17 protein-coding genes are annotated in these 24,549 nt (G+C 66.3%); 4 read left to right on the forward strand and 13 right to left on the reverse strand.

What is annotated here, in order from left to right:
* Window positions 1-77: 77 nt before the first annotated feature.
* The 3 genes from ACZLIF_RS16145 to blaL2 all read right to left on the reverse strand — a co-directional run bounded on the left by ACZLIF_RS16145 (window position 78) and on the right by blaL2 (window position 2,984).
* On the reverse strand, window positions 78-725 hold the full coding sequence (locus tag ACZLIF_RS16145) for a hypothetical protein (protein ID WP_053519373.1): 648 nt from the start codon (window positions 723-725) through the stop codon (window positions 78-80).
* 48 nt (window positions 726-773) lie between these two features.
* Window positions 774-1,988, reverse strand: a complete 1,215-nt coding sequence (locus tag ACZLIF_RS16150) for a cation:proton antiporter (RefSeq protein ID WP_053519375.1) — start codon at window positions 1,986-1,988, stop codon at window positions 774-776.
* Between the two features lie 84 nt (window positions 1,989-2,072).
* Complete coding sequence (gene blaL2, locus ACZLIF_RS16155) at window positions 2,073-2,984, reverse strand: L2 family extended-spectrum class A beta-lactamase (protein WP_478462107.1); 912 nt, start codon at window positions 2,982-2,984, stop codon at window positions 2,073-2,075.
* A 176-nt stretch (window positions 2,985-3,160) separates the two neighbouring features.
* On the opposite strand from blaL2, the gene ampR reads away from it, so the two are divergent.
* Window positions 3,161-4,024 (forward strand): LysR family transcriptional regulator AmpR, encoded by an 864-nt coding sequence (gene ampR / locus ACZLIF_RS16160; RefSeq protein WP_053519379.1) that lies wholly within the window; start codon window positions 3,161-3,163, stop codon window positions 4,022-4,024.
* 109 nt (window positions 4,025-4,133) lie between these two features.
* Here ampR and ACZLIF_RS16165 read toward each other — a convergent pair whose 3' ends face one another.
* Window positions 4,134-5,999: an ABC-F family ATP-binding cassette domain-containing protein gene (locus ACZLIF_RS16165; RefSeq protein WP_053519381.1), complete on the reverse strand. Its 1,866-nt coding sequence runs from the start codon at window positions 5,997-5,999 to the stop codon at window positions 4,134-4,136.
* 332 nt (window positions 6,000-6,331) lie between these two features.
* Here ACZLIF_RS16165 and ACZLIF_RS16170 point away from each other — a divergent pair, with 332 nt between their 5' ends.
* A complete protein-coding gene (locus tag ACZLIF_RS16170; RefSeq protein ID WP_128990554.1) occupies window positions 6,332-8,719 on the forward strand; it encodes a TonB-dependent receptor plug domain-containing protein in 2,388 nt (795 codons plus the stop codon).
* A 95-nt stretch (window positions 8,720-8,814) separates the two neighbouring features.
* Here the strand turns inward: ACZLIF_RS16170 and ACZLIF_RS16175 are convergent, their stop codons facing one another.
* Together ACZLIF_RS16175 and ACZLIF_RS16180 are read right to left on the reverse strand one after the other, a co-directional pair.
* Window positions 8,815-9,822 (reverse strand): hypothetical protein, encoded by a 1,008-nt coding sequence (locus tag ACZLIF_RS16175; protein WP_128990557.1) that lies wholly within the window; start codon window positions 9,820-9,822, stop codon window positions 8,815-8,817.
* A gap of 327 nt (window positions 9,823-10,149) precedes the next feature.
* Window positions 10,150-10,683, reverse strand: a complete 534-nt coding sequence (locus ACZLIF_RS16180) for a hypothetical protein (RefSeq protein WP_128990559.1) — start codon at window positions 10,681-10,683, stop codon at window positions 10,150-10,152.
* A gap of 475 nt (window positions 10,684-11,158) precedes the next feature.
* On the opposite strand from ACZLIF_RS16180, the gene ybaL reads away from it, so the two are divergent.
* Window positions 11,159-12,856, forward strand: coding sequence for a YbaL family putative K(+) efflux transporter (ybaL, locus tag ACZLIF_RS16185; RefSeq protein WP_053519386.1), 1,698 nt, complete (start codon window positions 11,159-11,161; stop codon window positions 12,854-12,856).
* Window positions 12,857-13,037: 181 nt separating this feature from the next.
* On the opposite strand, the gene ACZLIF_RS16190 is transcribed toward ybaL, so the two are convergent.
* From ACZLIF_RS16190 to ACZLIF_RS16200, 3 genes are all read right to left on the reverse strand, one after another.
* Window positions 13,038-14,324: an O-acetylhomoserine aminocarboxypropyltransferase/cysteine synthase family protein gene (locus ACZLIF_RS16190; RefSeq protein WP_053519387.1), complete on the reverse strand. Its 1,287-nt coding sequence runs from the start codon at window positions 14,322-14,324 to the stop codon at window positions 13,038-13,040.
* A gap of 151 nt (window positions 14,325-14,475) precedes the next feature.
* On the reverse strand, window positions 14,476-17,061 hold the full coding sequence (gene clpB / locus ACZLIF_RS16195; protein WP_065174752.1) for an ATP-dependent chaperone ClpB: 2,586 nt from the start codon (window positions 17,059-17,061) through the stop codon (window positions 14,476-14,478).
* A 191-nt stretch (window positions 17,062-17,252) separates the two neighbouring features.
* Window positions 17,253-18,074: a DUF3014 domain-containing protein gene (locus ACZLIF_RS16200; protein ID WP_128990561.1), complete on the reverse strand. Its 822-nt coding sequence runs from the start codon at window positions 18,072-18,074 to the stop codon at window positions 17,253-17,255.
* 171 nt (window positions 18,075-18,245) lie between these two features.
* On the opposite strand from ACZLIF_RS16200, the gene ACZLIF_RS16205 reads away from it, so the two are divergent.
* The gene (locus ACZLIF_RS16205) at window positions 18,246-18,956 is read left to right on the forward strand and encodes a glutathione S-transferase (RefSeq protein WP_128990563.1); all 711 of its coding nucleotides are present in this window, start codon (window positions 18,246-18,248) and stop codon (window positions 18,954-18,956) included.
* 26 nt (window positions 18,957-18,982) lie between these two features.
* On the opposite strand, the gene ACZLIF_RS16210 is transcribed toward ACZLIF_RS16205, so the two are convergent.
* The 4 genes from ACZLIF_RS16210 to ACZLIF_RS16225 all read right to left on the reverse strand — a co-directional run bounded on the left by ACZLIF_RS16210 (window position 18,983) and on the right by ACZLIF_RS16225 (window position 24,424).
* Window positions 18,983-20,593, reverse strand: a complete 1,611-nt coding sequence (locus ACZLIF_RS16210; RefSeq protein WP_111187260.1) for a SulP family inorganic anion transporter — start codon at window positions 20,591-20,593, stop codon at window positions 18,983-18,985.
* A gap of 632 nt (window positions 20,594-21,225) precedes the next feature.
* Complete coding sequence (locus ACZLIF_RS16215) at window positions 21,226-22,944, reverse strand: thiamine pyrophosphate-dependent enzyme (RefSeq protein WP_128988421.1); 1,719 nt, start codon at window positions 22,942-22,944, stop codon at window positions 21,226-21,228.
* A 109-nt stretch (window positions 22,945-23,053) separates the two neighbouring features.
* Window positions 23,054-23,908, reverse strand: a complete 855-nt coding sequence (locus ACZLIF_RS16220; protein ID WP_478462111.1) for an XAC2610-related protein — start codon at window positions 23,906-23,908, stop codon at window positions 23,054-23,056.
* 33 nt (window positions 23,909-23,941) lie between these two features.
* Window positions 23,942-24,424, reverse strand: coding sequence for a DUF3574 domain-containing protein (locus tag ACZLIF_RS16225; RefSeq protein WP_053517005.1), 483 nt, complete (start codon window positions 24,422-24,424; stop codon window positions 23,942-23,944).
* Window positions 24,425-24,549: the final 125 nt, after the last annotated feature.

The raw sequence follows: 24,549 nt of genomic DNA on the forward strand, positions 1-24,549 counted from the left end.
ACCTGCGGGCGTGCGGCGGCATCGCCGCCGCCGCGGTCGCCGGGGATGGCCCGGCACTGCCAGGCGCGATTCGAGCGCTACGGTGCGGTTGCCGGCGGGGCCTCGTCGCCCCACGGTGCCGGCGGCAACGCCACCGGCTTGCTCAGGTCGAACTGCACGCGGAAGCGGCGGCCTTCGGGACGGGTCAGCTCGTAGACGAAGCGCTGGTCCGGCTCGATCTCCATCGCCCACACGTTGTGGGTAGACGCCAGCATGTCGGCGCGGCGGAACATGGCCACCGAATCGGCATCGGCCGGGAACTGCTGGCGTTCGGCGGTACCCGGCGGACGGCTGTCGCCGCCATACAGGGTGATCGCATCAGGGCTGCCATCGGCATGCCGGTGATCGTGCTTGAGCCGCAGCCCGCTCTCGGTGCGGGTCAGGACCCAGGTCCGCGAATGATCATCGCCAACATGGAAGGGGATGCGCAGCTCATGCCCGGGATCGGCACAGCCCCGCACGTGCATGACCAGCCGCTGCCCGGCGAAGGGGTCCTTGCCGGTCGGTGCCGGCGTGTCCTCCACCACTTTGCCCTCGTACGCCTGGCCGCAGTGGGCGGCGATCGCAGCCATGAAGGCGTCGGCCGGGGCCGTCGCCACGTCGTGGGCGACCGTATGCGAGGGCTGTGAGCAGGCTGCGAGCGTGAGCAGGGCGGCAGAAGCAGTGACGAGGGCAGGCAGTTTCATGCCCCAACCCTAACGACCATGGCCGGCCTGCGCAAACCACTCACCCGTTCAACGCCCCGTGTCCACGCCCTCCGCCAGGGTCTCGGTTGCCGCCACGGGTGCGGCCTCGCCCGCCCCGTCCGGCTCCTGCTCGACCGGGTCGACATCGAAGGGCGTGCGGAACACCAGCGAGGGCAGCAGGGTGGTCAGCGCCGCGTACAGCAGCAATGCGCCGAACAGCACCGCCGGAATCTGGAACCGCTCACGCATGATCGCGGCCAGGACCAGGGTGAAGATCAGCGTCGGCGCCAGCGCCAGCGACACGCGCAGACTGCTGCGGAAACTCTCACCGAACATCAGCCTGCGCTGCAGCCAGACCACGCCGATACGCAGCGGCAGCACCACCAGGGTGATCACGATGCCCAGCCCCAGCGCTTCGAAGCTCAATGCCTCGGCCGGAACCTTGGTGCCGGCATTGAAGAAGTAGAACGGCACGAAGAACGATGCGAACAGCCGCAGTGCATGCAGGTTCTCGTGCGAGGCCAGCAGCGGCATGCGCTGGTGCAGCAGCCGTGCGACCAGGCCTGCGATGAAGGCGCCCACCAGGTAATACACCCCCAGCAGGTAGGTGATGTAGGCAGCGACCATGCCGACCATGACCAGCAGCGAAAACTCCGAACCGGGCGCGTGCGGCGCCACCCAGCGACCCAGCGCGATGAACAGCAGCGGCAGGCCGACCATCATCGCCAGCAGGGCCAGGCTGGACAGGGCCATGTGACCCGGATCGCCGGCCTGCAGCACGATGAACAGTGCCGCCAGCGCCAGCAGCTCACCGGCGATGGCCTTGCTGGTCACCCAGAACCGCTCGTCCTCGCTCAGACCCAGCCGCGACAGCGAATCCATGATGAAACCCGTGGAGGGCGTCAGCAGTGCCAGGGCCAGCAGGCCCGCGGCCTGCCACGGCAGGCCGGCGTAGCGCCAGGCCAGCCAGCCGACGCCGAACAGGGTGGCGCTGCGCACCACAAGATGCGCCAGCAGGGGCCACATGCCACGGCGCAACGCCTGCAGATCGACCTCCAGACCTGCGAACAGGAACAGGGACGAGATGCCGAGCGTGGCCAGCAGCCCGATCACCGCGTCGTGCGCCTGGTCCCCGAGCCAGAGCATGCCGATGATCCCGAACAGCAGGCAGGTGAGCGGTGCGGGCAGGCTGAAGCGCTGTAGCGCGCGCGGGATCACCAGCAGCGCGAAGATCAGCAGCAGGTAGATCAACTCATGACTCATGGGGGACTTCCGTGTGGTTTCGAACGCGCGCAGGATGCGCGCGCACGACCCTCGGAGCAAGCCCGGCCCGGAGACTGGCGGGCGTCAGCCGATCAGCCTGTCCGCGATGCGTCCAACCTGCGCCAGCACGCTGGCGCGTTGATCGTTGCTGATGTCCGCAGCCTGCAGGTAGGCCGTAATCACCCAGGGTGCCCCTCCCCGCACGGGCCACAACACGGCGGTGTCATTGCGTGCATCCTCGCCATTGCTGCCGGTCTTGTCGCCCACCCGCCAGCGCGCGCCCAGCCCTGCGCGCAGGCACGCATCGCCGGTTTCGTTGTCGATCAGCCAGTCGGCCAGTTGCTGGCGCGCGCCCGGCGCCAGCGCATCGCCCAGCACCAGCCGCTGCAGGGTCGCGGCCATCGCCGCCGGCGTGGTGGTGTCACGTGGATCACCCTCGGCGAAGCTGTTCAGTTCCGGCTCGAGACGATCGCTGCGGGTCACGCTGTCGCCCTGAGCGCGCAGGAAGGCCGTCACGGCGGGCGGCCCGCCCACCACGTCGAACAACAGATTGGCCGCCGTGTTGTCGCTGCTGATGATCGTTGCCCGGCACAGGTCGCGTACGGTCAGATCCTTGCCGGCGTGGCGGCGCGCCACCGGCGCATGCGAAAGCAGGTCGGCCTCGCGCACCGGCACGCGCCTGTCCAGCAGCCCGGGCACGCGCCGTGACTGGTCCAGCACCGTGGCCGCCAGCACCGTCTTGAACGTGCTGCACAGCGGGAACCGCTCATCCTGGCGATGGCCGATGCGGCGACCGCTGGCGGTATCCAGCACGGTCACGCCAAGCCGGCCGGCGCAGGCATTTTCCAGGGCGGCAAAGTCCGTGGCGGCGGCGATCGCGCCGGCCGCCGCCGACGTGCCAACGCCCCTGCCGGCAGCACGGGCGATCAGCGGCAGTGCCAGTGAAGACACCACTGCTGAAGTACTGAACTGAAGGAATCGTCGACGGGGCAACATGCAGGACCTCCGGAAAGTGAACCCGATTATCGAAAGCCCCCGCCGCGCCTGACCAGCGCGTTTTTTCAGCACGTGCCATCAATTTCATTCATGCCTAAGAAGGGCATTCAACGGAGATTCCACGAACCATCCGGATCCCGCTACGATCAGTCATCATTTCAGCTCACGGCTTTCCGATGCTGCATCCGACTCTGCCGCTCAACGCCCTGCGCGCCTTCGAAGCAGCGGCCCGCCACCAGAACTTCACCCGCGCCGCGCTTGAGCTGTGCGTCAGCCAGGCCGCGTTGAGCCATCAGATCCGGGGGCTGGAGGACCGGCTGGGGATCCGCCTGTTCCATCGCCTGCCTCGCGGCGTCGCCCTCACCGATGAAGGCGCCGCGCTGTTCCCGGTGCTCAACGAAGCGTTCGAGCGCATCTCGGCCAGCATCGCGCGCTACACGGGGGGAGCGGCCCGCGAAGTGCTGACGCTGGGCGTGGTGGGCACCTTCGCCACCGGCTGGCTGCTGCCACGCCTGGCCGCGTTCGAGGCCACGCATCCGGATATCGAGCTTCGCGTGCAGACGCACAACAACCGCATCGATCTTGCCGGCGAAGGCCTGGACCTGGCCATCCGCTTCGGTGAGGGCGACTGGCAGGGGCAGGCCTGCACGGCGATCCTGGATGCGCCGTTCGCACCGCTGTGCGCCCCCGCCCTGGCACGCCGGCTGAAACAGCCGCGTGATCTGGGCACGCTGCCGCTGCTGCGCTCCTATCGCAATGACGAATGGCCGCGCTGGCTGCAGGCGGCCGGGGTCAGCGGCGTGGAGGCGCGCGGGCCGGTATTCGATTCGTCGCTGACCTTGGCCATGGCCGCTGCCGGAGGGGCCGGCGTGGCCCTGCTGCCGCTGCGCATGTTCGAACAGGAACTGGCGGAAGGACGGCTGCTGCAGCCGTTCGCCACGACGCTGGAACTAGGCCGCTACTGGCTGACGAGGCTGCGCTCACGCGCCGAGCGTGAGCCTGCACGACGCTTCCGGGAATGGTTGCAGGCGCAGGGCTGACGCGCGCGAGCGGTAGCGCCGGGCTGATGCGCACGAGCGGTAGCGCCGGGCCATGCCCGGCGAGCGCAGCGGATCGGGAACACCACCGGGCATGGCCCGGCGCCCTCCATCAGGACTCCAGCAGCTCCATCCAGGCAGCTTCAGCCTTTTCCAGCTGCGCAGCGGCCGTTTCGCGATCACGGCCCAGCACGGCCATGCGGGTGCTGTCGGCATAGTTGGCCGGGTCCGCCAGTTGACGGTCCAGTTCGGCCAGGCCGGCTTCCAGCTCGGCCACCTTGGCTTCCGCCGCGGCCAGCTTGTGCGGATTCACCGGCTTCTTCTGCACGACCTGCGCCACCGGTGCGGTCTTGACCACCACCGGCTCTTCCACCTGCTCCATGCGCGCCTTGGTGCCCTGCGCCTGCGGACGGGTGCGCAGCCACGCAGCGTAGGCGTCGAGATCTCCGTCGAACGGCTCGACCACGCCATCGGCCACGCGCCAGTACGTATCGCAGACCAGGCCGATCAGGTGGCGATCATGGGAGACCATCACGATCGCGCCTTCGAAGGTTGCCAGCGCTTCGGCCAGCGCCTCGCGCATTTCCAGGTCCAGGTGGTTGGTCGGTTCGTCCAGCAGCAGCACGTTCGGCTGCTGCCAGGCGATCAGCGCCAGCGCCAGGCGCGCACGCTCACCACCGGAGAAGCCATCGACCGGCTCGAATGCACGATCACCCGGGAAATTCCACTTGCCGAGAAAATCGCGGAACGACTGGTTCGGCGCATCCGGCGCGATCTCGCGGAAATGCTCCATCGGCGACTGGCCTTCGTGCAGCGACTCGACCGTGTGCTGTGCGAAGTAGCCGATCTTCAGGTCCGGATGGGCCATGCGCTCTCCGGCAATCGGTGCCAGCTCGCCCACCAGGGTCTTCACCAGGGTGGTCTTGCCGGCGCCGTTGGGGCCGAGCAGGCCGATGCGTTGTCCCGCTTCCAGACCAAAGCCGACGTTGTGCAGGATCACGGCGTCCTGGCCATAGCCCGCCTCGACATGATTCAGGCGGATCAGCGAGAACGGCAGTTTGGCGGGCGGTGCGAACTCGATACGGAACTCGCGCTCGGCACGCACGGCCTCGGTACCGGCCAGCTTGGCCAGACGCTTCATGCGGCTCTGCGCCTGCGCGGCCTTGCTGGCCTGCGCCTTGAAGCGGTCGATGAAGCTCTGCAGATGGGCCCGCTCGGCCTGTTCCTTCTCGTGCGCGATCTGCTGCTGGCGCAGCTGCTCGGCACGTTGGCGCTCGAAATCGGTGTAGCCGCCCGGGTACAGCTTGGCGCCGCCCCCATGCAGGTGCAGGGTGTGGGTGGCAACGTTGTCGAGGAACTCGCGGTCATGCGAGATCAGCAGCAGCGTGCCGGGGTACTTCAGCAGCCACTGTTCCAGCCAGTACACCGCATCCAGATCGAGGTGGTTGGTCGGCTCGTCGAGCAGCAGCAGGTCGCTGGGCATCATCAGCGCGCGGGCCAGGTTCAGGCGCACGCGCCAGCCACCGGAGAAGGAGGACACCGCGCGGTGGTGGGTCTCGGCCGGGAAGCCGAGGCCGTGCAGCAGCTTGCCGGCACGTGCTTCGGCGTCATAGGCGCCCATCTCGGCCATCCGGGTATGGGCATTGGCCACCGCCTCCCAGTCTTCACGGGCGGTCGCATCGGCCTCTTCGGCCAGCACGGCGGCCACTTCCGTATCGCCACCGAGCACGAAGCTCAACGCCGGATCCGGCAGCGACGGGGTTTCCTGGGCCACGCTGGCAATGCGGACCTTGCCGGGCAGGTCGACGTCGCCCTTGTCGGCCTCCAGTTCGCCCTTCACCGCCGCGAACAGGCTGGACTTGCCGGCACCGTTGCGGCCGACCACGCCCACCCGGTAACCGGCATGCAGGGTCAGGTCGACGTTGGACAACAGCAGCCGCTCGCCGCGGCGCAAGGCGAAATTACGAAGCGAAATCATCGGGGGGGTCCATATAACCGGATGGAATGTGCTGGTGAGCACTGTTCCTGCGACGCAATTCTAGCGTTAACGAATACTTGACGCGCCCCGGGATGCGCAGCGGCTGGCGTTTCCTCTCTCCCACGTCCTCACCGCACGTGTCCCGGGCCCCTCTCATGATGATGCCCATCGCGGCTAAATGGTTGCTGCTGCAACGTTTTTTCCGATGGCCGGCATTTGACAGGCACTGAATATCCCGTTAATTCCTATTTTGCGCACCGCAACAACCGTCGTCCGCTTCACCTCGTGATGTCGATACCGGTGCCGTCCCCGCCAACCGGAGTTCCGTCCCGATGACCCGCAAGACCAGCCTGATCGCCGCCGCCGTCGCTGTCGCACTCGGTGGCTCTCCGTTCCTCGCCGCCGCCCAGCAGAGCGGTACTGCCGCCAACACACTGGACACCGTGATCGTCACCGGTACCCGCGTGGCCGACCGCACGGTCGCCGAATCGCAGTCCCCGATCGACATCATCACCCCCGAGGTTCTGCAGTCCACCGGCACCAGCGAACTGGCCACCGCGCTGTCGCGTGCCCTGCCCTCGCTGAACTTCCCGCGCCCGGCCCTGACCGACGGCACCAGCGGCGTGCGACCGGCGCAGCTGCGTGGCCTGTCACCGGACCAGGTGCTGGTGCTGGTCAACGGCAAGCGCCGCCACACCTCCGCCATGATCAACGTCAACGGCAGCATCGGCCGCGGCTCGTCGGCGGTGGACATCAATGCGATTCCGATCGCCTCCATCGAGCGCGTTGAAGTGCTGCGCGACGGCGCTTCGGCGCAGTACGGCTCGGACGCCATCGCCGGCGTCATCAACATCGTGCTCAAGGGCAGCGGCAGCGGCGGCAGCCTGGCCGTCGACTACGGCCAGTATTCGGCCGGCGATGGCAACAAGTACCAGCTCTCCGGCGATACCGGCGTGGAGTTCGGCAGCGGCCGTGGCTGCCTGCACGTGGCCGGGCAGATCAGCCAGCAGGATGAAAGCAACCGCGCCGGTCCTTACCAGGGCAGCACACCGAACACCGGCAATTTCCCTGGCATCGGCGAGACGACCTTCGTGGTCGGCGATCCGCGCGTGGATGCGACCGCCGCCTCGGCCAACGCCAGCTTCGACTTCAGCGACCGCGTTACCGGCTACGCCAACGCGTTGCTCAGCAACCGCGACATCACCTCGTTCGCGTTCTACCGCTCGCGCAACCACAGTGGGCAGGGCGCCCTGCTGGCCCAGGTCTATCCCGACGGCTTCGTGCCGCAGATCAACCAGTACTCCAAGGACCGCTCGCTGGTGGCCGGCGTCAAGGGCAGCACCGACAGCGGCTGGACCTGGGACCTGAGCCTGAACCACGGCGAGAACACCCTGGATTTCCACACCCGCAACACCATCAACTACAGCCTGGGCACGGCCAGCCCGAGCTCGTTCTACGACGGCACGTTGAAGTACCAGCAGGACATCTTCAATGCCGACCTGACCAAGTCGCTGGACTGGGGCCTGGCCTATCCGGTGACGCTGTCCTTCGGTGGTGAGTACCGCAAGGAGAAGTGGGACCAGAACCCGGGCGAGCTGAATTCGTACACCGGCAGCGGCGCACAGGGCTTCGCCGGCTTCACCCCGACCAATGAAGTGCATACCGACCGCCACAACTATGCGGTCTACGCCGGCCTGGAAGCGGACCTGACCGAGAAGTTCTCCGCCGGCCTCACCGGGCGCTACGAAGACTATTCGGACTTCGGTGACCGCTTCTCCGGCAAGCTTTCGGCACGCTACGCGTTCACCGACAAGGTCGCGCTGCGGGCCACCGCGTCCAGTGGCTTCCGCGCGCCATCGCTGGGCCAGCAGGGCTACCAAGCGGTGACCAGCACCATCATCAACGGTGACTTCTTCGAACGCGGCACTTTCCCCACCACCAGCCCGGCCGCACAGGCGCTGGGCGCCTCGCCACTGAAGGCCGAGACCTCCACCAGCTACAGCCTGGGCCTGGTGCTGCAGCCGGTGGACCGCCTGTACGTGACCATCGATGCGTACCAGATCGACATCGACGACCGCATCGCGCTGTCCTCCAACATCACCACCACGCCGGCTGCAGCCGCGCTGCTGGGCGGGCTGGGCCTGCCGCAGGTGACGGCCTTCTCGTACTTCACCAATGCACTGGACACGCGCACGCGGGGCGTGGACTTCGTCTCCAGCTATACCGTGCCCTTCAGTGCCAGCAGCCTGGAGCTGACGGCGGCCTACAGCTACAACGAAACCGAAGTGAAGCGGGTGAACGGGTCTCCGTCGGTGTTCCCGACGCTGGGTATCTCGCAGTCGCTGATCGGCCGCGATGAGATCGGCCGCATCGAGGACAGCTATCCGCGCGACAAGGCGATCCTCAGCGGCACCTGGCGCTCGGATCATTGGGAGCTGGGCCTGGCGGCCACACGCTACGGCAAGTTCACCGTGCGCAATTCGGCCACCGCGCTGCGTGACCAGACCTACGGTGATGCCTGGGTAGTGGATGCCTCGGCCAGCTACAAGCCGAGCAGCAACTGGACCCTGACCGTCGGCGCGGACAATCTGCTGGACAAGTATCCGGACCGGACGGCGGACCTGCAGAACTCGACCTTCGGCATGCTGCCGTACAGCAACTACTCGCCGTTCGGCTTCAACGGCGCGTATGTGTACGGGCGTATCCGGTACACCTGGTAAGCGGCACCGGTAACGCCGGGCCATGCCCGGCGGCGCTCGCGTTTCGCACCCGCTGACCTACCGCGGCGGGTGTTCTGTTTTGTGCTGCGGGCAGATCAGTCGCACGGCTGGCAATTGGTCCTGCGACGACCTCGTGCAATCACACGGACAGACTCAAGACAATTGTCCAGACTGTCAAAATTCACGTTTACTTGAAATCCAGGGAGCGACCAGCTCGCGCTGCCAAACGTTCCCTCATCGCGCCATCGACTGGCTCGTTCACCAATGCGTTCTTCGAGAATGGACGGCGGATCATCGAATTGAAGACCGAATGGCAACGGTCCAGCCCAGGCTCTTGAGTTTCCCAGTCGATCGCGGATGAAACTTATGCCGGTGCATACCGGGTGGCCACCGGGCACGCCTCGCTTACTGTCGAAGTAAAGGATGAAGCCATGCTCGTCGGCTCTGTCAACGACCTCCCTGCTCGCCTCCGCCATCAGACTCGCAAGACCAAATTCCCGGAACACAGCCTGGAAATCGGCACCTCCGGTCGATCTCCCGAGGATATCGAGCACCTGCTCCGCTGAGGGGAACGCGTGCATCGCCGGCGCGTGGGCCAGCAATGGCATGGGAATTCCCACGCTGATATCAACGATCCCAGGCTCTCGTGCCTGTTCGACGCACTCCGGTTGATAGGTCAAACGGATGCGGTGGTCAGGCAACCACCAAGCGTCGCGCCTGCCGGCATGCAGTCTACTCCCCCACCCTGCCGTAGCCAGTCTGGCGCGCGCCGTAGCCCTGTCGTCATCCCACTTTAGGCCAAAGGGCAGGACACCCTCATAGCGACGCATGACGTCTGGAATTCCTGAGGTCACAGCGACATTGGTGAAAACAAGCACGCCGCTTTTCCCGTGCGATGCTACAGATCGTCCATTCCAGTAATTTCGTTCGCTGAAAGAGAACAGCACGCCCTGGCCGCTCGCACGCAGGACGGCCTCATAAGGGCTTCTGGCGGGACGGATCAACTCTGGTCTTCGCCTGACGCCCAGCGATTGAAGCATCGTCGTGACGGCTGGATCAGCAGCGCTTCTACCAAAGAGGGCCGTTATCGCCTGGAGTTCCATTTCATTCATTCCTCTGGCGGCAGCCGTAGGCTGACGCAACGCACTCCCCTTTCACCGTCGTAGTCGACAGCCAGCTCCAGCTTTTCGAGCGTCCATGCGTCGACATTGCCAGTTGCCGTCCCGCAGCATCATCCACTCAGATCCGGTGACCACTGATGCCCAAGCGGTAATCATCCAGATCCCGGAGCTGGATTCCGTTCCTGGAGAACATGATTTCGAGCTCCTGCAGTTCTGAATCTCTACCGATCACAGCGATGAATTCTTCAACCGTTGGATGACTCACAAAGATCTCGTTGTCTACTTGAGCGGTAAGCCGCCACGACCTGCCTACGGATGGCGATCGATACGTTTGATAGGATCGCTCAACGAGATGCAGCGAATCGAATCATCGGGACCAGAGAAATCAACTGCGAGCTCCAAGCCACCGACGCACCAGACATCTACCTCACCATCAAATCCCATTTCAACAGCATCCCCTGCATTCAGCGCATCGAGCCGCCCCCTTACATCTCGGCGCAGCATGGAAAAGCTCAGTGCGCAGGGCAACGGGCCAGAGTAGGCAAGCTCTTCCTTCTTGTTCTTCTTACTCTTTCTCGGCCCCCAGAACGCTGCGCTCGTCAGTACCCAGGGCCCATCGTCCAGGTCATGGTACGGAATGTCCGCCAGCAGGCCGATATCCTTGAATTCCAACTGCAGCGTATTTTCCTCGTCAGTCCAAAACCGCATTCCCGCCAGCTTCAACGGATAGTGGCGAAGGTCGCGCTCACCGATTTCCAGTTCAAGGAGCAAGCGGGCCAGGGGCGCCGAGCTCGTGTCTTGACCTATCGCCTGCATTACTACGTCAATGTCGGGAAGCTTCATGTGGTTGTTCACTGGTCTGAAGAGAGCAGGCCCCACTGGTTGGTCAGCAGAACGGAGGAGCGAGCACATGGTGACGCGTGCCGGTTTCGGGGAAACCCGCCAGATCGCAAACTTCACCCCCTTCGCCTGCGCCTTCCGTCCAACCACCGGTGCTTGGATGCCGTCGCATCGACTGGAAGACCTTGTGGCACAGGGCCAGGGGCCCTGCAAAGACGTCGCCACGTGTCGAACCCATCCCCGTTCCCGTGCTTGTATCGGCTGGCGTCGGCTTGGCTCAGGTTCATGGTTCAGAGCAACTGGCCGCCCCACACAGGGCCGATCCCGACAGCGCCCCTCGACCGGCCCGCACACGCCAGCTCGGACGCCGACCGACGGCTCCCCTTACGCAACGATCCGATACGCTGGAGGGGTTTGCCGTATGTGGCCTCATCGGTGAAAATCGGGACATCCCCCTCCCCGAACCCTGCGAGTGCCGATGCACCATGACACCGACCTGATCAACATCGTCGCCGTTGGCCTGGGGCTCGCCTTCATCTTCGGCGCGCTGGCCAACAAGCTGCGCTTGTCTCCCCTGGTCGGGTATCTGGTTGCTGGCATCTGCGTGGGGCCATTCACCCCGGGGTTCGTCGCCGACCAGGCGCTGGCCAACCAGCTGGCCGAACTGGGCGTGATGCTGCTGATGTTCGGCGTCGGCCTGCACTTCTCGCTGAAGGACCTGATGGCGGTCAAGGCCATCGCCATCCCGGGTGCCATCGGCCAGATCGCAGTGGCCACCCTGCTCGGCTGGGGCGTGGCGTGGTTGATGGGCTGGCCGACACTGCATGGGGTGATCTTCGGCTTCTCGCTGGCCACCGCCAGTACCGTGGTCCTGCTGCGGGCGATGGAAGAGCGCCGCCTGCTGGAGACCATGCGCGGCAAGATCGCAGTGGGCTGGCTGATCGTGGAGGATCTGGCCTGCGTACTGGCACTGGTGATGATGCCGGTGCTCGCCGGCGTGTTCGGCCCCGATGCGGCCAAGGAAACCCACACCGTCGGCAGCGTGCTGGCCGATCTGGGCTGGACGTTCGTGCAGCTTGGCCTGTTCGTGGCCGTGATGCTGGTGGTCGGTCGGCGGGTCATTCCCTGGATCCTCGAACGCATCGCCGGCACCGGCTCGCGCGAGCTGTTCACCCTGTCAGTGCTGGCGATCGCACTGGGCGTGGCCTTCGGTTCGGCCATGCTGTTCGGCGTGTCCTTCGCGCTGGGCGCGTTCTTCGCCGGGATGCTGCTCAACGAATCGGAACTGAGCCACAAGGCGGCGCATGATTCGCTGCCGCTGCGCGATGCGTTCGCGGTGCTGTTCTTCGTTTCGGTGGGCATGCTGTTCGACCCCAACATCGTCGTGCAGCATCCGTGGCAGGTACTGGCCACGGTGCTGATCATCATGTTCGGCAAGTCCGCCGCCGCCTTCTTCATTGTGCGCGCGTTCGGCCACCCGAGCAGCACCGCGCTGACCATCTCGGCCAGCCTGGCGCAGATCGGTGAGTTCGCCTTCATCATCGCCGGCCTCGGTGTCTCGCTGCAGATCCTGCCGAAGGAAGGACAGTCGCTGGTGCTGGCCGGTGCACTGGTGTCGATCATGCTCAACCCGCTGGTGTTCGGCCTGCTCGACCGCTGGCAGGCGAAGCAGGAGCAGCTGCCGCAGGCGCCGGAGCCGGAAGAAGCCACCGGGCCCTCGCGCGACCTGCATGACCACGCCATCGTGATCGGCTACGGCCGCGTCGGCAGCGAGCTGGCGCAGGTGCTGCGCGACCGCGGCGTACCGGTGCTGGTGATCGATGACAACAAGGACCATGTCGAGCGTGCACATGCCAGTGGTCTCGCGGCGATCCGTGGCAGCGCCGCGGCCGACCGGGTGCTGGCCGAGGCCCACCCGGAGCGCGCCAAGATCGCCGTCCTGGCCATTCCGCAGCCATTGGAAGCCGGCGAAGCGCTGGCCAAACTGCGCGCGATCAATCCCGAGCTGACCCTGCTGGCACGGGCACACAGCGATGCTGAAGTGAAGCACCTGCTGGAACATGGCGCCGATGGCACGGTGATGGCCGAGCGCGAGCTGGCCTATTCGCTGGCGGAGATGATCATGTCCACCCCGCCCTACCGGAATCTCGGCCAGCACAGCATTCCGGTGGTGTGAGGCAGGGCGGACGGCGTAGCGCCGGGCCATGCCCGGCGGCTGCCATGAAGAATCCCCGGTCGACCCGCATCGACCGGGGATAGGTAACACCAGTGCCACGCCTTGGAGAGGCAGCTCCACCGTAGCGCATCGCGGCGGCGGTGGTGATCGCCACTGGCGATGACGACCAAGCGCCTGGCTATCAGGCGCCGGCCAGCGCCTGCTGCAGGTCGGCCTGCAGGTCGCCGATGTGCTCGATGCCGATCGACAGCCGCACCGTGTCTTCGCTGACCCCGGCGCGGGCCAGTTCATCGGCATCCAGCTGGCGGTGGGTGGTGGATGCCGGATGGGTGGCCAGCGACTTGGCGTCACCCAGGTTGACCAGCCGCGTGAACAGCTTCAGTGCGTCCAGGAAGCGGGCACCGGCCTCACGTCCGCCAGGGAGACCGAAGGTCAGCACGCCTGAGCCCTGCCCACGCAGGTAACGCTGTGCGCCCGCATGCTCAGGGTCATCCGGCAGGCCGGCATAGCGCACCCACGCCACCTTGGGATGCTGCTTCAGATACTGCGCCACGGCCAGCGCGTTGGCGTTGATCCGTTCCATGCGCAGGGCCAGGGTCTCGATGCCCTGCAGGATGAGAAACGCATTGAACGGCGACAGTGCCGCGCCGGTATTGCGCAGCGGTACCACCCGCGCCCGGCCGATGTAGGCGGCCGGGCCGAGGGCGTCGGTGTAGACCACACCGTGATAGCTCGGGTCCGGCTGGTTGAGACGGGCGAAACGCTGTGGCTGCGCCGTCCAGTCGAAGCGGCCCGAATCGATGATCGCTCCCCCCAGACTGTTGCCATGGCCGCCGAGGTACTTGGTCAGCGAGTGCACCACGATATCCGCGCCATGCTCGAATGGGCGCAGCAGGAAAGGCGTGGCAACCGTGTTGTCGACAATCAAGGGCACGCCGGCGGCATGGGCGACTTCGGCAATCGCGGCGATGTCGGTGACATTCCCGCGTGGATTGCCGATCGACTCCACGAACACCGCCTTGGTACGGCTGTCGATGAGGGGAGCAAAGGCTGACGGATCGGCCGGATCGGCGAACCGCGCCTGGATGCCGTACTGCGGCAGCGTATGCGCCAGCAGATTGAGGCTGCCGCCATACAGCGCACTGGCGGCGACGATGTTGTCGCCTGCTTCGGCGATGGTCTGGATCGCATAGGTGATCGCAGCCTGCCCGGAGGCCAGCGCCAGCGCACCGATCCCGCCTTCCAGCGCGGCCAGACGTTGCTCCAGCACGTCGGTGGTGGGATTCATGATGCGGGTATAGATGTTGCCCTGCACCTTCAGATCGAACAGATCGGCGCCGTGCTGGGTGTCATCGAAGGCGTAGGCCACGGTCTGGTAGATGGGCACCGCCACTGCGCGCGTGGTCGGGTCGGGCCGGTAGCCGCCGTGCACGGCCAGGGTTTCCAGTTGCCACTGCGGATCACTCATCGCGTCAGGTTCCATCCGGGGAAACCTGCACGATAGGCGACCCCACCGCGCACGCTGAGAGCCGCTGGCGATGAGCCCGTAACCTGTGGTTATCAGGACCTGCCCGGCAGCCCGCAGGTTCCCGCCCCCATGGGCGGGAACCCGGCCGACATCAGGCCTTGGCGAACACCAGGTGACCGCCGTCGTTGCCGACCTCGATGGTGTCTCCGTTGGCGAAGGCGCCCGACAGGATCTTCTGTGCCAGCGGATTCTCCAGCTGCGACTGGATCGCGCGCTTCAGCGGGCGTGCGCCGTATACCGGATCGAAGCCCACATTGCCCAGCAGGTCGAACGCGGCATCGGACACCACCAGCTTCAGGCCGCGCTCGGCCAGCCGCTTCTCCAGCCCGCGCATCTGGATGCGCGCGATCTGCTTGATCTGCTGCTTGTCCAGCGGGTGAAACACCACGATATCGTCGAGGCGGTTGATGAACTCCGGACGGAAGTGCGCCTGCACCACCCCCATCACCGCGGCCTTCATCTGCATGTAGGCCTCCGGGCTGTCGTCACCGCTCATATCCTGGATCTGGTGCGAACCCAGGTTCGAGGTCATCACGATGACGGTATTGCGGAAGTCCACCGTGCGGCCCTGGCCATCGGTCAGGCGGCCATCATCCAGCACCTGCAGCAGGATGTTGAACACGTCCGGATGCGCCTTCTCGACCTCGTCGAGCAGGATCAGCGAGTACGGACGGCGACGCACGGCTTCGGTCAGGTAGCCTCCTTCCTCATAGCCGACGTAGCCCGGAGGTGCACCGATCAGGCGGGCGACGCTGTGCTTCTCCATGAACTCGCTCATGTCGATGCGGATCATCGCGTCGGCGCTGTCGAACAGGAATTCGGCCAGGGACTTGCACAGTTCGGTCTTGCCGACGCCGGTCGGGCCCAGGAACAGGAACGAGCCGGCAGGCCGGTTCGGGTCGGACAGGCCCGCGCGTGAGCGACGCACCGCGTCAGACACCACCTTGATCGCCTCTTCCTGGCCGACCACGCGGTTGTGCAGCACCTCTTCCATCCGCAACAGCTTGTCGCGCTCGCCTTCGAGCATCTTGTTCACCGGGATGCCGGTCCAGCGCGACACGACCTCGGCGATCTCCTCGTCGGTCACCCGGTCCTGCACCAGCTTGAAGTCCTTGTGCTCGGCTTCCTGGGCAGCCGCCAGCTGCTTTTCCAGTTGGGGCAGCAGCCCATACTGGATCTCGCTCATCCTGGCGAAATCCTGCCGGCGCTGCGCGGCTTCCAGCTCCAGCTTGGCCTGCTCCACCTGCTCCTTGATCTTCGTTGCGCCCTGCAGCGCGGCCTTCTCCGACTTCCAGATTTCATTGAGGTCGGAGAATTCGCGCTCCAGCACCTCGATGTCATTCTCCAGATCGGCAAGGCGCTGCCGCGAGGCATCGTCCTTCTCCTTCTTCAGCATTTCGCGCTGGATCTTCAGCTGGATCACGCGCCGCTCCAGCCGATCCAGTTCCTCGGGCTTGGAGTCGATCTCCATGCGCAGGCGCGAGGCGGCCTCGTCCATCAGATCGATGGCCTTGTCCGGCAGCTGGCGGTCGGTGATGTAGCGGTTGGACAGCGTGGCCGCAGCAACGATCGCCGGGTCGGTGATCTCAACGCCGTGGTGCAGGGCGTACTTCTCCTTCAGCCCACGCAGGATGGCAATGGTGTCCTCCACCGAAGGCTCGCCCACGAATACCTTCTGGAAGCGGCGTTCCAGTGCGGCATCCTTCTCGATGTACTTGCGGTACTCGTCCAGCGTGGTGGCACCGATGCAGTGCAGCTCGCCGCGCGCCAGCGCCGGCTTCAGCATGTTGCCGGCGTCCATCGCACCGTCGGCCTTGCCGGCCCCGACCATGGTGTGCAGCTCATCGATGAACAGGATGATCTGCCCTTCGTTCTTGGCTAGGTCGTTCAATACGCCCTTCAGTCGCTCCTCGAATTCACCGCGGAACTTGGCGCCGGCGATCAACGCGCCCATGTCCAGTGACAGCACGCGCTTGCCGCGCAGGCCCTCAGGCACTTCGTCGTTGATGATGCGCTGGGCCAGCCCTTCCACGATCGCGGTCTTGCCCACGCCGGGTTCGCCGATCAGCACGGGGTTGTTCTTGGTCCGGCGCTGCAGTACCTGGATGGTGCGGCGGATTTCCTCGTCACGGCCGATCACCGGGTCCAGCTTGCCGCTCTCGGCGCGCGCGGTCAGGTCGATGGTGTACTTCTCCAGCGCCTGGCGCTGCTCTTCGGCGTTCTCCGACTGCACGTTCTCGCCGCCGCGCAGCTTGTCGATCGCCGACTGCAGGCGCGCCTTGTCGGCACCGGCGGCGCGCAGCGCCATGCCGAGCGTGCCGCCATCCTCCAGCGCCGCCAGCACGAACCACTCGCTGGCGATGAAGGCATCGCCGTGCTGCTGGGCCAGCTTGTCGGTGTGGTTGAGCAGGCGGTTGAGATCATTGCCGATCGACAGGTTGCCGGCCTGCCCGGACACCTTCGGCAGCGCGTCCAGCGCCTCGTCCAGGCGCTCGCGCAGCACCGGTACATTGACACCGGCCTGCGCCAGCAGCGGGCGCGTGCTGCCGCCCTGCTGGTCCAGCAGTGCGCTGAACACGTGGACCGGTTCGATGATGCTGTTGTCGCGGCCCACGGCCAACGACTGCGCGTCCGCCAGCGCCTGCTGGAAACGCGAGGTGAGCTTGTCCATCCGCATTGCGAATCCTCATCGGTCGTCAGTGCCGGCCCGTGCCGGCGATGCTGGAAAGATGCGGTTGCACCACCCGGTTTCAAGGGCGGCTGCGACTGCACCCCGGGGCCAGTCAGCCTGGGGCCAGCATGCCGGAACGGGTGTGGTCGGCGCGTTGATCCGGATCAGTACGCATGGCGGGCCGCGCCCGCGATCGCTCAGCGCGCGATCGCGCTGCGGATCGCCCGGAGCTGCTGCTTGACCGCCCGCGATTGCGCCACATCCATGCGCAGCAGGGCCTTCTGGCCAATCGAGCGCGCCTGCAGATCCGGATCCACGAAGCGGTAGCGGCCCCGTTCATCGCGTTGAACGAGGGGCGCCTGCTGCGGCTCCGGGGTCTCCAGCAGATGGTCGATCACCGCCACCAGGCGATCATTGAAGTAGCCCTCTGGCCGCCCAAGATCGACATAGGCCTGCTGGATCAACGGGTAGAAGCGCTTGTACGCCGTAGCCGTTGCCGCCGGGTCCAGCGCGGTGAATGCCTGCACATAGGGCGCATAGCGCGCGGCGTTGCTGGCGGCGATGCGTTCCCCGCCCTCGCCCGGCTCGACCTGCAGGCTCCCCGGCAGAGGCCGCGCGGCCAATGCGGTCGGCGGAACACTGGGCTTGTCCAGATTGTCGACCTGGGTCACCAGGCGCTGGATCAGGTGATCGCGCAGCAGCAGGGTGAGCGGCCCCTCCCCCTGGAACAGCTGGCTCAATGCGCTCCAGGCCGCGATATCGCTGTCGGCCAGTTCCGGCAGCGCGGGATCGGCCGCGGCTTCGGTGTCCAGCGGATGCTGGATGGCGGGCGGCGCCGGTGCGGTTTCTGCGGCCGCCTTCGGTTGTGGCGGTGCGCCAGCACTGGCGGGGGGCGACTGCACCGGCACCGGGACACCGTCCGCCAGGCTCTTGAGCTGATCGCGGAACAGCCAACCGCCCGCGCCACCGATCACCACCACACCCAGCACCCAGGGCCATACCGCCTTTCCACTCTGCATGATGCAGTCCCTCGTTTTCCATCTGCATGGACAAGGTGTGACCCTCTCGATTCCCGAGGGTTCCCCGCGTGTTCCGCTGCCGTTGGGGTTGGCGCCGCACGCAGGGCACGCTCACGCCTGCTTTGCGCGCGCTGCGCGAGGCTGTGCACCTTGTCGTGGGGAGACCGTGTCATGCACTACGCGTTGTACTACTGGACCGGCATCCAGGGACGTGGCGAATTCGTACGATTGGCCTTGGAAGACGCTGGCGCCGACTACATCGACATGGCGCGGATACATGGCGACGCCGTGATGCAGCCCTTTCTCGATGGCCACAGTGAGGGCACGCAACCGTTCGCCCCCCCGTTCCTCAAGGCGGGGCGACAGGTCATCGCGCAGGTCGCAGCGATCCTGGATTTTCTCGGCCCGACCCTGGATCTGGTGCCGCAGGCCGCGTCGCGGCGCATGCAGGCGCTGCAGTTGCAGCTGACCATTGCCGACCTGGTGGCTGAAGTACACGACACCCACCATCCGATTGCTGCGTCGAAGTACTACGAGGAACAGAAGACCGAAGCCAACGCACGTGCGGCGTCATTGCGCAGCGAGCGGCTGCCGAAGTTCCTCGGCTATTTCGAGCAGGTGCTGGCGGCCAACGGTGGCCGCCATGCGCTGCGCGAGCACTCCTACGTGGATCTGTCGCTGTTCCAGCTGATGAGCGGGCTGGACTACATGTTCCCGCGCCGGATGCAGGCACTCACGCCGCGCCTGCCCCTGCTGCGGGCACTGCAGGAGCGGGTGGCGAAGCGACCGAACATCGCTGCCTATCTCGCGTCGGAGCGGCGATTGGCGTTCAACACCAACGGCATCTTCCGCCACTACCCCGAGCTGGACGGAGAGCGGTAGCGTCGGGCCATGCCCGGCGTCACCGGTCAATGATCGGCGCGATCACCCAGCGGCTTCACCGCCTGCTTCTGCAGCGACAACAGCCCCAGCAGCAGTGCCAGCGCCACGTAAGCCCCTGCAAACTGCCAGCTGATGGTACGCGCCAGGCCTTCAAGGTCCCACGGCAGGTAGATGCCGCCGCGCGGATCCACCGAGTGGATCAGGCCGAACAGGGTCAGCACAGCCGCCACCAGCAGGAAGCCGCAGGCACGGCGCAGACGGCCGTCAACCATGGCGGCCACGGCGGAAATCCACAGCATCGAGGTGATGATGAAGCCGTTGCCCAGGGTGAAGATCACCGCCAGTTCCGGCAGGCCGTGTCCATCGAGCTTGGTCAGCAGCTGCGGCAGCTGGTCCGGTGCGATCCAGCCCGGCGCCTTGATCGCCAGCAGGTAGGCCACCGAAGGCAGGAAGCCGAACACCATCGCTCCGGCGTGCTGTCGCGGTGTGGCCTGGAACGCCTGGGTGGTGATGTCGATGGCGACGTACACGATGATCGGCGCCAGCACCGCCAGCGGCAGCCACTGCACCAGCCCGGAAATGATGCCCAGCATGCCGCCGATGCCGACGAACAGGCCCGTCAGCAGCGTGTACCCGCTGCGTGCGCCCATGTGCTTGTATGCAGGCTGGCCGATGTAGGGGGTGGTCTGCGCGACACCGCCGCAGACACCGGCCACCAGCGTGGCCACCGCTTCCACCAGCAGGATATCGCGGGTGCGGTAATCATCCCCGGCCGCGCGCGCGCTCTCGGACACGTTGATGCCACCGACCACCATCAGCAGGCCGAACGGCAACAGCAGCGGCAGGTAGGTCATTGCCGTGGGCAGGCCGTCCAGGAAGCCCAGCGTCGGCAGCGGCAGCACCACCTGCGGCGGCGTCCACGCCGGCACGTGGAAGCCGGGGGCCCCCAGTCCCGCCAGACCGAGGCCGTAGTACAGGACGGTGCCGAACACGAATGCCAGCAGCACACCCGGGCCACGCACCGGCAGCCGGCCCTTGGCGATCAGCACATACAGCAGCAGGCCCAACGTGGTGAAGCCGACCAGTGGCGAACGCAGGGTTTCCAGCAACGGCAGCAGGCCCATCAGTACCAGCGCGATGCCGGCGATGGAGCCGAGCAACGCTGCACGCGGCAGCGCGCGGGTGACGGCTTCGCCGAAGAAGGAGAGCACCAGCTTGAGCGCGCCCATGATGACCAGCGCCGCCATGCCCAGCTGCCAGGTCGCAATGCCGGCGGCATGCGGGTCCATGCCCTGCTGCTTGAACGCGACGAACGCCGGACCGAGCACCAGCAACGCCATGCCGATGCTGGTGGGTGCATCCAGCCCCAGCGGCATCGCGGTGACGTCATCACGCCCTGTGCGTGCCGCCAACCGGCGCGCCATCAGGGTGTACAGCAGATTGCCGATCAGCACGCCGAAGGCGGTACCGGGAAACATGCGGCCGAACACCACGTCGGCGGGAAACTGGAAGATGCCGACCAACGCCATGGCGATGAAGCCGAGGATGGAGAGGTTGTCGACGACCAGGCCGAAGAAGCCATTGAAGTCACCGGCGACGAACCAGCGACGCGGTGCGGCGGAAGCGGGAGCGGACATGGAAGGGGCGATGGGGGTGGGGAGCGCCGATGGTAGGCCCAGCGGGGCCGGCGCGCCAATTCCACGGTGGAATGATGGGTTCCAGCCAACGGCGGGGCCCCTCGTGGCTGGGTCACGGACGGCGATTTCCTGGGTTGGGCCGGTCGGGTAGATGCCGCGGGGGACGCCGTAAACCCATCCCTGGGGGCTTGGCCGCGGCATCCATGCCGCGGACACCCCCGCGCCACCTACCCGCCCGGCCCCTCACAGTTTCCTGCGTGTGCCAGCCACGGAAGAGAATCAAAAGATCAAAAGCAGGCTCTCCCTGTCGAGCCGAGCCCATGCTCGGCTGCTGTACGCGAGGCCTTTGAGCCGAGCAGGGCTCGGCTACAGAAGATCATTCCGGTCATTCTTCAGTTCATCCACGCAGGGTCGACACCCCACCAACAGCAGCGGAAGACTGTCGAAGGCGGGGTGGGTCCGGTTGCGGGGGCGTGAGCGCCATGGATGGCGCGACCGAGCCTCCAGGGACGGATTCACGGCGTCCCCCGCAACCGGACCCACCCCGCCATCCCTCAGGAAACCAGCTTCTGCTCTGGCTCTGGCTCTGGCGCGTAGCGGGTGCAGGGCGCAGCCCTGCATCGACCCACCCCTCACTTCTTCAGGAAGTTGTCCACCAGCAGATGCTTCACGTCGTCGAAGCGGCCATTCAACACCGCCTTGGCCGCATACAGGGCCGTACCCGCCACCTGTTTGGCCTCGATCTGCGGCGGCATCACCAGCTCCGCCCGGCTGGTATGCACGTCCAGCAATGCCGGACCGCGCTGGGCGAGGAAGTCCTGTACGGCCTCCTCCAGGTCCTCGCTGCGGGTGACCGTGCGGCCATGGAAACCGATCACCTCGGCCAGACGGCCGAAATCCGGATTCTTCAGATCGGTGTAGTTGTCCAGCAGCCCTTCCACCTTCTGCTCCAGCTCCACGAAGTTCAACGAACCGTTGTTGAACACCACCACCTTGATCGGCAGCTTCTCCTGCACGGCGGTCAGCAGATCGCCCAGCAGCATCGCCAGGCCGCCATCGCCCGACAGCGAGATCACCTGCCGGCCCGGGAACGCCTTCTGCAGGCCCAGCGCCTGCGGCATCGCATTGGCCATCGTCCCGTGCAGGAGACTGGTAAGCGTGCGGCGACGGCCATTGACGCGGATATGCCGCAGCACCCACACCATCGGCGAGCCACCGTCGGCGGTGAACAACGCATCGTCGCTGGCGTATTTCGACAGCAGCGCGGTAAGGTGCTGCGGATGGATCAGTTCGCCCTCGCCCGGCTGCTCCTCCTGCTCCCGCTTGGCCAGCGCCTTGTCGCGACGCTCGATGCACTCGTCGAGGAACGTGCTGTCCTCGCGGGGTGGCAGCATCGGCAGCAGTGCATCCAGCGTCGGTGCGATGTCACCCACCACGCCCAGGTTCACCGGATGGCGGCGACCAAGATGGCTGCCATCGCGATCGACCTGGATGATCGTCGCCTTGTCCGGATAGAACTGCCCCCAGGCGAAATCGGCGCCGAGCAGCAGCAGCGTGTCGCACTCCATCAGGGTGTGGAACCCGGATTCGATGCCGAAGATGCCGGTCATGCCCATGTTGTAGGGGTTGTCCGGCTCGACGAAGTCCTTGGCACGCGAGGTGTGCGCGATCGGGGCCTGCAGGCGCCGGGCCAGTTCCAGCAGCTGCGCATGGGCGCCCTGGCAACCGGCACCGGCATAGATGCCGATGCGCTTGCCCTGCCCCAGCAACCCGGCGATGCGCTGCAGCTCGCCATCCGACGGGCGCAGCACCGGCTGGGCGTAGTGCACCGAGAACGGCACATCGTGCTTCACCTCGGCCTGGCTGATGTCGGCCGGCAGGATCACCACCGCCACGCCGCGGCGGCTGATCGCCGCCTGGCAGGCCAGGGCGACCACGCGTCGTGCCTGCGCCGGGCTGTGCACCTGTTCGCAGAACACCGTGCAGCTGCCATAGACCGCCTTGAAATCCACTTCCTGGGGGAATTCCATGCCCAGTTCGCTGGTCACCACCTGGCTGGCGATCAGCACCATCGGTGCGCGGTTGCGGTTGCTTTCAAAGATGCCATTGATGAAATGCAGGCCGCCGGGACCGCAGGAGCCGGCACAGGCCGTCAGCTCGCCGCTCACCAGCGAATCGGCGCCGGCGGCGAAGGCGGCCACCTCTTCGTGGCGCACATGTACCCATTCGATTTCGCTGCGATGCAGTGCATCGGTGACGTGGTTCAACGTGTCGCCGACGATGCCATAACAGCGGCGGACACCCGCCTGCTGCAGGGTATCGACAACGATCTCGGCAACGCGCTTGCTCATCGGATGCATCCTCGAACGGGGGAACGTCCGAGGCTAGACCCGACGAAGTGATGCCTCCGTGGGCAAGCCACGCATCGCCTCGACAGGCAAACTGCAGAGCGATATCGGGTCAATCGTTGACGTTGATCCAGCCCACCACCGCGCCGCTCTTCGGGTTGCGATACCGCACCTTCAGCCAACCCTCGTGTTCATCCAGCAGTTCCACGCGGTCGCCCTGCAGCAGGTAACGCCGGGTGCTGGGCGCACCGGGCCGGTCGAACAGGAACAGGCGCGCCGGCACCACGGTGGCCTGCTGGCTGCGCAGCGGGCCGTCGGGCGGTGCGCCCAGGCCATCAGCGATCGCGCTCTCCAGCACACGACCGGTGGGATCAAAGGTGCGCCAGACCGCCGACGGGCCCTGCTCGTCGGCCGGCACCCACCGCAGTGCGGCGTTCAGGGTATCGCCCAGCATCAAGACGCGCTCGGCGCGATACAGATAGAGTTTCGCGCCTGCAAACCGGTACTGGTCCGTGTACCACATCGGGCCGCTGCGGCAGCTGCTGGTCAACGTGCGCGTGGCGGCATCAATGGTGAGCCCCATCAGGCCGCCGCAGTTGTCACGTCCATGGGTTTCGGCCTGCAGCGCGCGGAAACCACCGCTGGCCGGATCGTAGCGATACACCGCCACCGCTTCATTGACCATGCCGACCGACGCCCGCGCAACCAGCTCCGGGCGCCCATCGAAATCAACATCCTCGGCTGACAACCGGGAATTGCCGTCGACGTCCGGGGCACCCGGCAGGCTCAGCCGCTTGCCAGAGGGCAGCAGCTGCACGGCAATGCTGCCGTCCTCCGCCACCTCAGCCTGCACGCCAATGCCAGGTGCCGCCTCGAAGCGCAGCGGCGCATCGCTGTCAGCAGCGTGCGCCAGCGGTACCAGCAGGCCCGCCAGCAGGCCAATCACGGTGTCCCTGTGTCTCATCATCTTTCCCTGCGGCGCCAGGGCGGCGCCTCCCGGTCAGAACGATACGTCAACGGCCTGCCGCGACCACAGCACCGACTGGTGCCCGGTCTGCTGCTTCCACGCCAGGCGGATGGCTTCGATGTCGGCACGACGCTGCGGGCTGTCTTCGTGCAGCACCACCAGTACCTTGGTGCGCAGGCGGTTCGGCGCAGCGTCACCCCGGAACAGCCACTGGCCGTAGGCATCGAACACGGTCAGGCCATCGGGGAAGCGCGGGGTCACTTCCTTGTCCAGGAAGGTCCGCCACTGCGCCTCGCTGATGGTGTCGGCCTGCGGTCGGTTGCCGGCGCCCTGCTCCTCGCCCACCCCGAAGTACAGCTCGCTGCGCACCCAGCCCTGGCCAGCGGACGGGCGTGCGGCATCCCCCTTCAGTTCAGCGGTCGTGGCCGTAGCGTAGGCGCTGGGCGCCTGCGAGGAGAGGCTGGCGCAGCCACTGGCGGCGAGCAGAACGGCGAAGGCAAGGCCAAGGTGTTTCATCGGTACAGCTCCGGGGAAGGGGGACAGTGCGAGCCGGCAGCGTACAGCGCCAGCGGCCCGGCGCGCTGATGCCAACAGGGCATCAGCTCATGCCGGACCGGCAGGGGCTTGCATCAGCACCGGTC

The organism is Stenotrophomonas sp. 2201_Sma, from assembly GCF_056486685.1.